Below are 13,189 nucleotides of genomic sequence, written 5' to 3' on the forward strand. Positions count from 1 at the left end.
AGCTGCCGCGGGCGAGGCTCTCACTCCACTATGTGGCGGCCTTCGGGGCGGGCGCTGCACGAGGCGCGGAAGGCGCAGTTGGTGCAGTGCTGCCCGGTGGACGGGGTGAAGCGTTCGTCGAGTACCCGGCCGGCCGCGGTGGCGAGGAGTCCGCCGATCCACTCCCCCGCGAGCGGTTCCTGCGCCTGGACCTTGGGCAGCGTTTCGCCGCCCTCCTTCTTCGGGGCGGGCTGGCGCAGATGGACGAGTTCGGCGCCGCCCGGCTCGGGTCGCTGGCCGTCGAACGCCTCGTCGAGTGCGCCTTCGCGCACGGCCAGCTGGTAGACGGCGAGCTGGGGATGGTGGGCGACCTGATCGCTGGTGGGTGCTTGCTTGCCGGTCTTGAAGTCGACGACGTACGCCCGGCCGTCGGCGGCCCGTTCGACGCGGTCCATGGAGCCGCGGATGCGTACCTCGTACTCGCCGGCTTCCAGGGTGACGGCGAATTCCTGTTCCGTGGCGATGGGTGTGCGACCGGCGCGGTCCATCACGTGCCAGCGCAGGAATCGCTCCAGGGCATCGCGTGCGTGCTGTTTCTCCTGCTCTGATTTCCATGGGGCGTCGAAGACGAGCCCGTCCCAGACGGAGTCCAGGCGTTCCATGAGGACGGCTAGGTCGGCGGGGGTGTGACCGGATGCGACCTCGTCGGCGAGTACATGGATGACGTTCCCGAAGCCCTGCGCGGCGGTGGCCGGGGCGTCGGCCTTCACCTCGCGGCCGAGGAACCACTGGAGTGCGCAGGTGTTGGCGAGTTGGTCCAGAGCGCTGCCGGAGAGGGTGACGGGCTGGTCCCGATCGCGTAGGGGGACCCGGCTGTGGGTGGGTTCGTCGAGGCCCCACCAGCGATCTGGGTGGGCCGATGGCACCAGTGGCGTGCCTTCGTCGTCGGCGAGGGCTGCGAGATGGGCCAGCCGACGGGCGGCGGCGTCACGTAGGGCGGGGGTCGCCTGAGGGTCGACTGTGGTGGCTCGTAGTTCGGCGACGAGCGGGGCGACAGCGAGGGGCCTTCGGGGGCGGCCCGTGATGTCCTGGGGTTCCTCTCCGAGTTCGGTCAGAAAGCGGGAGGGCTGGTCGCCGTCGTCAGCGGGGGCCTTCACTGCGGTCACCACCAGCCGGTCCCGGGCGCGGGTGGCGGCGACGTAGAAGAGTCTGCGTTCCTCAGCGAGGAGGGCTCCTGGCGTCAGGGGTTCGGCGAGTCCATCGCGGCCGATGCGGTCGGCTTCGAGGAGGGAGCCGCGGCGGCGGAGATCGGGCCAGAGGCCCTCCTGTGCTCCGGCGATGACGACCAGGCTCCATTCGAGGCCCTTGGAGCGGTGGGCGGTCATCAGTCGCACGGTGTCGGGTCGGGTCTCACGGCCGGAGAGGGTGTCGGCGGCGATGTCCTGGGCTTCGATCTCCTCGATGAAGTTCAGGGCGCCTCGGCCGCCGGTGCGCTCCTCGGCGCGGGCGGCCGTGTCGAACAGTGCGCATACCGCGTCGAGGTCCCGGTCGGCGTTGCGTCCGGCGGCGCCGCCACGGAGGGCGGCTCGTTCCAGCCGGCCCGGCCAGGTGGTGCCGCTCCAGAGCTCCCAGAGGGCTTCTTCCGCGGTGCCTCCTCGCTCCAGGAGTGCTCGGGTCCTGTGCAGGAGCCGGCCTAGTTCCTGGGCTCTGCGTGCGTAGGAGGGGTCGTGTGCGACAAGCCGTTCGGGCTCGGCGAGGGCACGGGCGAGCAGCAGGTCGGAGGGCGGCGGTATGCGGTTTCCTGCGGCGCGTTCCTCGTCGCGGAGGGCGCGGCCGAGCCGCCGTAGGTCGGCGGTGTCCATTCCGGCGAGGGGGGAGGCGAGGAGCGTGAGCGCCGTCTCGATGTCCAACCAGGGTGGAGGGGTGGGGTCGGGCTCGATCGCCACCGCTCCCACGATGACGGCGTCTTCGCCGCCACCCACGCCTTCAGGACCAGCCACGCCCTCAGGACCGGCCACGCCCTCAGGTCCACCCGAACCCTCAGGACCGGCCACGCCCTCAGGTCCGGCCGTACTCTCCGGTCCGGCCGTATCCGCGGGATGAACCGCGTCTGTGAGATCGAATCGAACAGCCGTTTCGTCCGTGGGTGACTGGTCTGGGGCCGTCACCGACACAGCCCTGGAGCCCATGCCAGCGACGCCTTCGGGTTCGGTCGAGTCAGCCCTGTCAGCCCCGTCAGCCACCGGAAGCGGGATGGACGGCCGGGCATCGGTGGCGGCCTGCTCGCTCGTCTCCTCGGCTGCCATCGGGTGCTGGCCGGTCTCACTACCGCTGGCCGGGCTGGTCGTGTCCATCGACGAAGCGGGCGCGGGGATGACCGGCGAGGCCTTGCCGGTGCCGGCGGCGGTCGCCACCGCCCTCAGCGCGGTCAGCAGCGGAGCCACCGCGGGCTCATGGCGCAGCGGCACATCGGCTCCATCCACCTCAAGGGGCACTCCCGCCGAGGTGAGCGCCCGACGGATCGAGGGGAGGTTGCGGGTGCCCGCTCGGGCCAGGACCGCCATCTCATGCCAGGGGACACCGTCCTCCAGATGTGCCCGGCGCAGGATGTCGGCGATGTTCTCAAGCTCGGTGGAGGCGGTCGGGAAGGTGTACGCCTCGACCTGGCCGCCTTCGCGGACGGCCGCCAGCTCCCGGTGGGCCCGCACCTTGTCCGCGGGCAGTTGGGTGAGCGGCATCCGGCGGGTGAGCAGTCTGGTCGCTTCGAGGAGCTTGGCTCCGCTGCGGCGGGATGTGGTGAGGACCGCGACCTTCGACGGGGTGCCGTCGAGATGCCGAAAGGCGTAGCGGAAGTTGAGGATGCCGTTCACATCCGCGCCCCGGAAGGCATAGATCGACTGGTCCGGGTCGCCGAAGGCCACCAGGGTCCGTCCCCCGCCCGCGAGTGCCTGGAGCAGTCGTACCTGTGAGGGGTCGGTGTCCTGGTACTCGTCCACGAAGACCGCGTCGTACGGGAAGATCCTCGGTGCGGCCCTCCGCTCGGCGAGGAGTACCGCCCGGTGGACCAGTTCGGCGTAGTCGAGGACTCCCTGGAGGTCGAGGACGTCCAGATACTCGGCGAGGAACGAGGCCGCGGCCCGCCAGTCGGGCCGTCCCGTACGCGCCGCGAACCGGGCGAGGGAGGCTGGGCCGAGGCCCAGTTCCCGACTGCGGGCGAGCACGGCCCGCACCTCGTCGGCGAACCCGCGCGTGGTCAGGCAGGCGCGTAGTTCATCGGGCCACGGATGGCGGGCCAGACCGTCGGCTTCCAGGTCCAGCTGCCCGGTCAGCAGTTCCCGTACGGCCACGTCCTGCTCGGGGCCGGAGAGTAGCCGCAGGGGTTCGGCGAAGAGGTCGGCGTCCTGATGGGCGCGGACCAGGGCGTAGCAGAAGGAGTGGAAGGTGGTGGCCTGTGGGCCCCGGGTGCCGCCGAGGCGCAGGGCCATGCGGTCGCGTAGCTCCACGGCGGCCCTGCGGCTGAAGGTGAGGACGAGGATGCGCTCCGGGTCGGCGCCCGCGGCCACTCGGCTGGCCACGGCCTCCACCAGAGTCGTGGTCTTGCCTGTGCCGGGACCTGCGAGGACGAGCAGCGGACCGGATGTGTGGTCAACCACCGCGCGCTGTGCCGCGTCCAGCACAGGGGAGCCCACAGCGCCCGGCTGCGTACGCACCAGCCGGTATGCGCCCGGGGTCCGCCGCCGTACCTGTCGCTGGTACGGGGGATACCCGGTGGTGGAGGAGGAGCTCACGTGGATCGCCGGTCCTGGTGGGTGTGCTGGTGGTGAAGGAGTGGCGGCAGCCGCCTGTCGACGACGCTACGCCGCCACATGACTGGGGTGAGCCAGCTGTCTGGAGCACGGTGGGATGCGCCGGGTTGATCGCCGGGGTGTCACTCCGTACGGGTTTCCGTGTCGCGCCCCGCGTTGCTGTGCTTGGTGCGGTTCGTCTTCCGTCTCGTCCCCCCTGCCGTGCTGCGGGCCTGACCGCTCTGGCCTTTGGTGCTCCGATTCCGCGTGGTCCTGGTGCTGCGGCCTTTCGCCTCGGCGGCCTGCTTACTCCGAACGGGTCTCACAGTGCCCGCGCCGGCGGCCGCGGGCGGAAGCTGTCTGGTGTGACCGCCGTCGACCGCACCCTCGCTGCCTTCGCCGTCCCATCGGGCGCGTTTCATATCGAGCCGGGGCAGATGGCCTTCGGCGCTGAGCGGGGCCTGGCGCAGGGGGGTGCCTTCGGTGCGGTAGGCGACGAGCGCGCGCTGCTCGTGGCCGGGCAGCAGGACGCCGTCCGCGCGCACGACACGCCACCAGGACACGGCGGCGCCGTAGAGCGCCATGGCGCGGCCGACCTGGCGCGGCCCGCCTTCGCCCAACCACTCGGCGACATCGCCGTATGTCATCACCCGGCCGGGCGGGATCAGCTCGGCGACATCAAGCACCCTCTCGGCGTACTCGGGGTATTCCGGCAGTTCTTTCATCTCTCCCATCCTGCCGCACCGCACCGACAGGCCCTGGGGTGCCTGTGGATAAACAGTCGTGGGAGAGGCCGGGGTGGACAATGGGGCTCATTCGACAAAGTGCTTCTTATCACCCGGTCTATGTCGCCGCGATACGCCCTGATTCCCCGCTCTGTCCTCAGGTCGTGCCACCATCGTGCAGGCGGTGACTGGTGATACGAGATCAAGAAGAGTTCGAGACGACTGAGGAGCAGGGCGTGCAGCCAGGCGGGGCGGCGAGCACCCCTGTAACCGAGACGTACCCGGACTCATCTGTTCCGCCCATGGGTCCCGCTCCGGTGGCGGACCCGGATCGAACCGACCTCACCTCACCCGAGCCCGAGTCCGAGTCCGAGTCCGAGTCCGAGTCCGAGTCCCAGCCCGAGTCGGCGTCCCAGCCCGAGTCGGCGTCCCAGCCCGAGTCGGCGTCCGAGCCCGAGTCCGAGACCGAGACCGAGTCGACAACGGCGTCGGCGTCGGCGTCGGCAGACGAGACCGGGCCACCGTCCGTCGATCAGCACCCGACCCGGGAGAAGGAACCGTCCGCAGAGGCGTCCGTCGCAGCAGCGGCGGCTGATGGAAGCCAGACCGCCGTGAAGAAGCCGCCGAGGGAACCGGCCGACGAGCCCGACGACCCCTGCGAGGACGTTCCCGACATCGGCGGGGTCGATCGCGTCTCGGGCGATGAGCCCCTACTCGCCGCTCGGGTGCATCGACCGTCCGATCTGCTGCGCCTGCTCATCGGCGTCCTCGCCATCGCCGTGGTGCTCGCGATCGCCGCCTTCGCCAGCGGAACCACATCCGGCTTGGAAGACGACATCAACAAGGGCACCGGCCAGGCCCCCGATCTGCTGGTGAAGCTCGCCGGTCTGGTCTCCAGCATCGCCGTACTGCTGGTCCCGGTCGCCTTTGCGATCGAGCGGCTGATCAAACGGGACGGACTGCGCATCGCCGACGGCGTTCTCGCCGCCGTACTGGCGCACGGGGTCACGCTCGCCACCGATCTCTGGGTCGCCAGAGCCGCCCCCGGAACCCTTCAGGACGCTCTCACCCAGACCCAGACCAACGGCGGGCTCACCGACCCCGTCCATGGCTATCTGGCACCCGTCATCGCCTATATGACGGCTGTCGGGATGGCGCGAAGACCACGTTGGCGGGTGATCCTCTGGGTGGTGCTGCTGCTCGACGCGTTCGCCATGCTGGTCGCCGGATACACCACACCCTTCTCGATCATCCTCACCGTGCTGCTCGGCTGGACCGTCGCCTACGGAACCCTGTACGCCGTCGGTTCACCCAACGTACGGCCGACCGGCCAGACCCTGATGGCGGGACTGCGCCACGTCGGATTCCATCCGGTCAAGGCGATGCGTGCCGAGGACGTCCCCGAGCTGGTGTCCCTACGCCAAGACGGAGCGGGCTCCTCCGATCAGAACGACCGGGGGCGTCGCTATCTGGTCACCCTGGAGGACGGCCCTCCGCTCGATGTCACCGTCGTCGACCGAGAACAGCAGGCCCAGGGCTTCTTCTACCGCGTCTGGCGCCGGCTGACCCTCCGTACGATCACCACCCGCCGTTCCCTCCAGTCGCTGCGCCAGGCGCTGGAGCAGGAGGCACTGCTCGCCTACGCGGCCATCGCCGCGGGAGCCAACGCACCCAAGTTGATCGCCACATCGGAGCTGGGGCCCGATGCGGTGATGCTCGTGTACGAGCACCTCGGTGGGCGCTCGCTCGACGCGATGACCGACGACGCGATGACCGACGAGGTGATGCACGGTGCCTGGCAGCAGGTCAAAGCGCTCCAGTCGCGCCGAATCGCGCATCGCAGACTGAACGGCGACGCCATCTTGGTGGATCGTTCCGGCAAGGTGATCCTGACCGATCTGCGCGGCGGCGAGATCGCGGCGGGCGATGTGGTGCTCCGCATGGACATCGCCCAGCTGCTGACCACCATCGGACTGCGGGTGGGCGCCGGGCGGGCGGTGGCCACCGCGGTCGAGGTGCTCGGCCCCGACAAGGTGGCCGACTGCCTGCCGCTGCTCCAGCCGATCGCGCTCACCCGGTCCACCCGGGCGACGCTGCGCAAGCTCGCCCGCGCGCGCTCCGAGCGGGAGCGGGAAGCAACGCTGGAGGCGTCCGCAGCCGCCAAGCGCGCCCGCGCGGAAGCCGCGGCAGCCGATGACGGCGTCAAGGAGGCACGCAAGGCCGAGAAGCAGGCCGACAAGAAGGCCATCGACGAGGCCCTCGATGAGACCCGCGAAGAGGATCTGCTCACCCAGATCCGCCACCAGGTGCTGCTGATCAGACCGCAGGCTCCGGTGGAACCCGTGCGGTTGGAGCGGATCCGACCCCGGACGCTGGTGAGTCTGATCGCCGGCGCTGTCGCCGCCTACTTCCTGCTCTCCCAACTCGCGGGCAATGACTTCAGTACGGAGTTCAGCCATGCGCACTGGGGCTGGGTGGCCGCCGCCGCGGCGTTCTCCGCGTTGACGTACGTGGCGGCGGCGATGAGCCTGCTGGGCTTCGTCCCCGAGCGAGTGCCCTTCCCCCGCACGGTGGCCGCACAGGTCGCCGGGTCCTTCGTCAAGATCGTCGCTCCTGCCGCGGTGGGCGGTGTCGCGCTGAACACCCGATTCCTCCAGCGCTCAGGGGTACGGCCGGGGCTCGCGGTGGCGAGTGTGGGAGCGTCACAGCTCTTTGGCCTCGGGGCGCACATCCTGCTGCTGCTCACCTTCGGCTATCTCACCGGTACGGAGAAGACTCCGTCGCTCAATCCGTCCAGGACGGTGATCGCGGGCCTGCTGACGGTCGCGGTGTTGGTTCTGGTGGTGACGGCGATCCCGTTCCTGCGGAAGTTCGTCGCGACCCGGCTGCGGTCACTGTTCGCCGGTGTGGTGCCGCGCATGCTCGATGTGCTCCAGCGACCGGGGAAGCTGCTCACGGGCATCGGCGGAATGCTGCTGCTGACCGGCGCGTTCGTGATGTGCCTGGACGCCTCGATCCGGGCGTTCGGCGACGGACACCAGCCATTGAGCTATGCGAGCCTGGCCGTGGTCTTCCTGGCCGGCAACGCGATCGGCTCAGCGGCGCCCACACCGGGCGGGGTGGGCGCGGTCGAGGGCGCCTTGATTCTGGGGCTGTTCGCGGCCGGGGTGCCCAAGGAGGTCGCCACCGCCTCGGTGCTGCTGTACCGAATGCTGACGTTGTGGCTCCCGGTGCTGCCGGGGTGGTTCATGTTCAACCATCTGACCCGCAAGGGCGCCCTGTAGCCCTGGCCCGGTGCACCTCCGGCCTTGGCGTGCACAGGTCCGGCACAGGGCCCTGTGCCGGACGGCAGGGGCCCTGAACCACCCGCTTGGCCCGCCACAGGGGCGGTGCGCTCCGCCGCACCGGACGATGGCGTCATGCCGACCACTTCCTCCGCCGTGCGTGCCGTCGCCTTCGCCGCCTCCCTCGCCGTACTCCTGGCAGCAGGCTGCTCGGACGGCGGCGACAAGGACAAGGGCACCGACAGCGGATCGGACAGATCACGGCTGGAGGACTTCGCCGACCAGCGACTGAAGTGGACCGCGTGTCCGCCACCCTCCGAAGCGGAAGGCGGAGGTCCGTCACCCTCGCCGCTACCTGGCGGCGCTGCCTGGCAGTGCTCCTTCATGGACGTCCCCTTGGACTACGGCAAACCCGACGGGGAAACCATGGAGCTGGCGTTGATCCGCGCGCGGGCAGTCGATGAGCAGAATCGGATCGGCTCGCTGATCTTCAATTTCGGTGGCCCGGGCGGCTCCGGCGTCGCCACCCTGCCATCCCTCGCCCCGGACTACGCCACCCTGCGCGGCCGCTACGACCTGGTGAGCTTTGACCCACGCGGGGTGGGGCGCAGCGTGCCGGTGGAGTGCGAGGACAACCAGCAACTCGATGTGTACTACGCCCAGGACGCGACTCCCGACAACGCGGCCGAGGAGAGGACCTACACCGACAGTCTGACGTCGTACGCCCATGCCTGTGAGGAGAACTCGGGTACGGAACTCCCCCACGTCGGCACCACCAACGCGGCCCGGGACATGGAATTGATGCGCCAAGTCCTCGGTGACGACAAGCTGTACTACTTCGGCATCTCCTACGGCACCGAGTTGGGCGGGGTCTATGCCCATCTGTACCCCGGGAACGTCGGCCGGGCGGTCTTCGACGCCGTTGTCGATCCCACGAAGGACGCGGAGCAGAGCTCGCTCGGACAGACCCGGGGATTTCAGCTCGCCCTCACCAGGTTCGCCGAGAACTGTGTCGCCCGCGGTGATGAGTGTCCGCTCCCCGGGACCTCGGTGCGGGAGATCCAGGACGGCATTCTCCAGCTCCTTCGGCAACTGGACAAGAAGCCGATCCCGGGCATCGGTGACCGCGAACTGACCCAGACCCAGGCCACCAACGGCATCGCGCAGTCGCTGTACTCCACCGAGTACTGGGAACTGCTGGAGCAGGGACTCGATGAGGCGGACGGCGGCGACGGCGCTCTCCTGCTCGCGCTCTCCGACGCGATGAACGGCCGTAGCGACAACGGCCACTACAGCAATTCCGGTGCTGCCAACGCGGCCATCAACTGTGTCGATTCCAAGGAGCGCTACTCGTTGAAGCAGACGAAGGAGAAGCTGCCGGAGTTCCGCGCGGCTTCGCCCGTCTTCGGCGACTATCTCGGCTGGGGCCTGCTGGGCTGTACGAAGTGGCCGGTGCCCGGTGAGTGGACCTCGCCCGATGTCTCCGCGCCGGGAGCGCCACCGATCCTCATCATCGGCAACACCGGTGACCCGGCCACCCCCTATGAGGGTGCGAAGGCCATGGCCCAGGCGCTGGGCAAGGGGGTGGGCATCGAGTTGACCTACGACGGTGACGGGCACGGCGCCTACAACAGCGGCAACCGGTGTGTCCAGCAGGCCGTGAACGCCTATCTCCTCCAAGGCACGGTCCCCGCCTCCGGAACCGTCTGCAAGGAGGGCGGAACACCCCAGGCCCAGCGAATGGCGGACCGGGGGACATCATCCGTACAGCAGCTGGGAACCAGCCATAGGCACCTGGCATAACGACTGTCGCACCCCGGCTGTACGGGAATGCCCTGGGCCACGCCGCTGGCCGAGGTCGTCAGTCCACCGCCGGACAGCCTGGCACCCGAGGTCAGAACCGTGCGCGGTACCCCTGTACTGCGGGATCTCGTCGCCTGAGGCGGGGCGGCCGCCGGGTGGGGTGTCAGTGCGGCCGCTTAGGATGTCGGAAGATCACAAAAGCCATGGGGGGCGCGGTGTACAGGACCATGCGAGTGCGTGCTGGCGTGCTGGCCACGGCAGGAGTGCTGCTGGTCGGGGCGGCGGGATGCAGCGACGGCTCGGGCCAGGACGACAAGCCGAGGGCCGAGAGCAGCAGCGCCGCGCCGTCGGCGGCCAAGCCCACCGCGCCCGGTGCCACCGCGTCGACAGCGCAGGCGCCCCTGCCCGCCGCGCTCACGGACCAGGAGCTCGGCTGGAAGCGGTGCAAGGCGCCCACCAAGGCCTATGGCAGCTATGCGCAGAAGCCGAGCGCGGAGTGGCAGTGCGCCACGCTGAAGGCGCCATTGGACTACGGCAAGCCCTCCGGGGAGACGATCGGCATCGCCATGATCCGGGCGAAGGCGAAGAACCCGGGCAAGCGTCTTGGCTCCCTGCTGTTCAACTTCGGCGGGCCTGGCGGTTCCGGTGTCGCCGCGCTGCCGGGTGGCTCCGAGGACTTCAAGACCTTGCAGAGCCGCTATGACCTGGTCAGTTTTGATCCGCGCGGAGTCGCCGAGAGCTCTGCGGTGGTGTGCCGTGACAGCAAGCAGGCCGAGGCGGCCTTCCGGTTGGACAACACCCCGGACACTCCGGCGGAGGAGCAGGCCTACCTCAAGGACTCCCGGGCCTTCGGCGCGGGCTGCGCGAAGAGGTCGGGCAAGGTGCTCCCCCATGTCGGCACCTCCAACGCGGCTCGGGACATGGATCTGATGCGTCAGGTCCTCGGCGACAGCAAGCTCCACTACCTGGGCTTCTCCTACGGCACCGAGTTGGGCGCCGTCTACGCCCACTTGTTCCCGGGCAAGGTGGGCCGACTCGTCCTCGACGCGGTGGTGGACCCCAGCGCCGACTACGTGGGACACGCCCGTAACCAGACGCTGGGCTTTCAGCGGGCTCTGGACAACTACTTCAAGAGCCGGGGCATCAGCGCGAAGGACGGCACCGCCTCGGTCGTCAAGCTGCTGGACCGGCTGGACCGCAAGCCGATGTCCACGGACACGGGTCGTGATCTGACCGAGAGCCTGGCACTCACCGGAATAGTCCTCCCGCTGTATTCGGAAAGCCAGTGGGAGTATCTGACGGACGCCTTGAAGAAAGCGGAGAAAGGCGACGGCACCCAACTACTGCTGCTCGCGGACTCCTACAACGGGCGGGACGACAAGGGCGACTACACCACTCGTGACCACTCGCAGCGCGCGATATCGTGCGCCGACACCAAGGGGAAGGTGTCGGCAGCGGATGTCAGGGCTCGCCACCTAGCCGATTTCACCAAGGTGTCCCCGGTCTTTGGCCCGTATCTGGCCTGGGACTTGGCCGGATGGTGTGCGGACTGGCCGGTGCCCGGCGAGTGGGTGACGCCGGAGGTGTCGGCAAAGAGTGCCGACCCCATTCTGGTCATCGGCACCACGGGCGACCCGGCCACTCCCTACGAAGGGGCCCAGAAGATGGCGGATGAGCTGGGACAGGGCGTGGGTGTGCTGGTGACCAACAAGGGCGAGGGCCACGGCGCCTACGGCACCAGCAAGTGCGTCACCAAGACGGTGGACGGCTACCTGCTGGAGGGGAAGGTCCCGGTCGACGGAAAGACCTGTTCCGACGCGTGAGGCACGGGTGTCGCCACGGCGGACGAGTAGCCAGCTCAGAGGCTCACGGCGCATGGTCAGACGTCACGTTCGATGCTGATCGTGGATCGCCCGGTTGCGGAGGTCATGCGCAGGGCCAGCGCCCATCCCGGTCGGCCGCTCTCCGCACGGGTGCCGGTTCAGTCAGCGCGTCGAACCACCGATGGACGCGCCGCGCCCCGACCGAGCCCCTGGCTCACCGACATCTTCTGCCATGAGCGATGCGACAGGCGTTCTGGACCGGCTGCAAGGCCAGGTCGATGCGGACGGTCCCACCCGGTTGCCGAGCGTGCCAGGACCTCAACCGAGGCCCGCAGGACTGGCTCTGTGGGGGGTGCCGCCGAGAAGGCCTTCCATGCCGTAGGCGGCCTGACCGAGACCCTCATCTGTTCCGCTCCTGGCGGCCGGGGCTGCCTCCTGAGCCGCCCCACCGAGCGGGAGGGGGGACCAGCGGCACCTCGGGCAGCAACCGAGGGAGGAAGATCGTCGGCCCCTCGCTCCTGGCCTCGGCACGGCAGAAGGCCGGGGCCCCGATCGACAACGATCGGGGCCCCGGCTGATGGCTGCGAATATCAGTAGATCGGCTTGCTGGGCTCGATCTGGTGGACCCAACCGATCACGCCGCCGCCGACGTGCACGGCATCGGCGAAACCTGCCGACTTCAGGACCGCCAGCACCTCCGCGCTCCGGACACCCGTCTTGCAATGCAGGACGATCTTCTTGTCCTGCGGCAGGCCCTGGAGCGCCGTCCCCATGAGGAACTCGTTCTTGGGAATCAGCGTGGCGCCGGGGATGGAGACGATCTCGTACTCGTTGACCTCACGGACATCGATGATCTCGATGTTCTCGCCCTCGTCGATCCACTCCTTGAGCTGCTTGGGAGTGATGGTCGAACCGGCCGCCGCTTCCTGGGCCTCTTCGGAGACGACTCCGCAGAAGGCCTCGTAGTCGATGAGTTCGGTGACGGTGGGGTTCTCGCCACACACCGCGCAGTTCGGGTCCTTGCGGATCTTGACCTGGCGGTACTGCATCTCCAGGGCGTCGTAGATCATCAGCCGTCCGACGAGCGAGTCGCCGACTCCGGTGAGGACCTTGATCGCCTCGGTGACCTGGATGGAGCCGATGGAGGCGCAGAGCACACCGAGCACACCGCCCTCGGCGCAGCTGGGGACCATGCCCGGCGGCGGGGGCTCGGGGTAGAGGCAGCGGTAGCAGGGTCCGTGCTCGGACCAGAAGACGGAGGCCTGACCGTCGAAGCGGTAGATGGAGCCCCAGACGTACGGCTTGTTCAGCAGCACGCAGGCGTCATTGACGAGGTAACGGGTGGCGAAGTTGTCCGTGCCGTCCACGATCAGGTCGTACTGGCTGAAGATGTCCATCACGTTCTCGGCTTCGAGCCGGTCCTTGTGAAGGACGACATTCACGTACGGGTTGATGCCCAGGACCGAGTCCTTGGCGGACTCGGCCTTGGAGCGGCCGATGTCGGCCTGGCTGTGAATGATCTGGCGCTGAAGGTTCGACTCGTCGACCTCGTCGAACTCCACGATGCCGAGCGTGCCGACACCGGCCGCCGCAAGGTACATCAATGCCGGCGACCCGAGGCCGCCGGCGCCGACACACAGCACCTTGGCGTTCTTCAGCCGCTTCTGCCCGTCCATCCCGACGTCGGGGATGATCAGGTGGCGGGAGTACCTGCGGACCTCGTCGACGGTGAGCTCAGCAGCTGGCTCGACCAGGGGTGGCAGCGACACGGGGACTCCGTTGCGTCGGTA

At 69.0% G+C, this 13,189-nt stretch carries 6 protein-coding genes; 3 read left to right on the plus strand and 3 right to left on the minus strand.

The annotated features are described in order from the left end of the window. Positions 1-20: 20 nt before the first annotated feature. Entirely contained in the window at positions 21-3,767 is a 3,747-nt protein-coding gene (locus tag NBG84_RS12185) for a UvrD-helicase domain-containing protein (RefSeq protein WP_250919393.1), read from the minus strand. Between the two features lie 140 nt (positions 3,768-3,907). After that, complete coding sequence (locus tag NBG84_RS12190; protein WP_250919394.1) at positions 3,908-4,489, minus strand: MGMT family protein; 582 nt, start codon at positions 4,487-4,489, stop codon at positions 3,908-3,910. A 302-nt stretch (positions 4,490-4,791) separates the two neighbouring features. Here NBG84_RS12190 and NBG84_RS12195 point away from each other — a divergent pair, with 302 nt between their 5' ends. From NBG84_RS12195 to NBG84_RS12205, 3 genes are all read left to right on the plus strand, one after another. Further along, positions 4,792-7,773 carry a lysylphosphatidylglycerol synthase transmembrane domain-containing protein gene (locus NBG84_RS12195; protein ID WP_250919395.1) on the plus strand — a complete coding sequence of 994 codons (2,982 nt, stop codon included), beginning with the start codon at positions 4,792-4,794 and terminating at the stop codon, positions 7,771-7,773. 135 nt (positions 7,774-7,908) lie between these two features. After that, a complete protein-coding gene (locus NBG84_RS12200) occupies positions 7,909-9,576 on the plus strand; it encodes an alpha/beta hydrolase (RefSeq protein WP_250919396.1) in 1,668 nt (555 codons plus the stop codon). Between the two features lie 227 nt (positions 9,577-9,803). Next, complete coding sequence (locus NBG84_RS12205) at positions 9,804-11,399, plus strand: alpha/beta hydrolase (RefSeq protein WP_250919397.1); 1,596 nt, start codon at positions 9,804-9,806, stop codon at positions 11,397-11,399. 590 nt (positions 11,400-11,989) lie between these two features. On the opposite strand, the gene moeZ is transcribed toward NBG84_RS12205, so the two are convergent. Continuing rightward, positions 11,990-13,168, minus strand: coding sequence for an adenylyltransferase/sulfurtransferase MoeZ (moeZ, locus tag NBG84_RS12210; protein ID WP_250919398.1), 1,179 nt, complete (start codon positions 13,166-13,168; stop codon positions 11,990-11,992). Positions 13,169-13,189 lie beyond the last annotated feature (21 nt).

The organism is Streptomyces albipurpureus, assembly GCF_023701525.1.
Lineage (GTDB): Bacteria > Actinomycetota > Actinomycetes > Streptomycetales > Streptomycetaceae > Streptomyces > Streptomyces albipurpureus.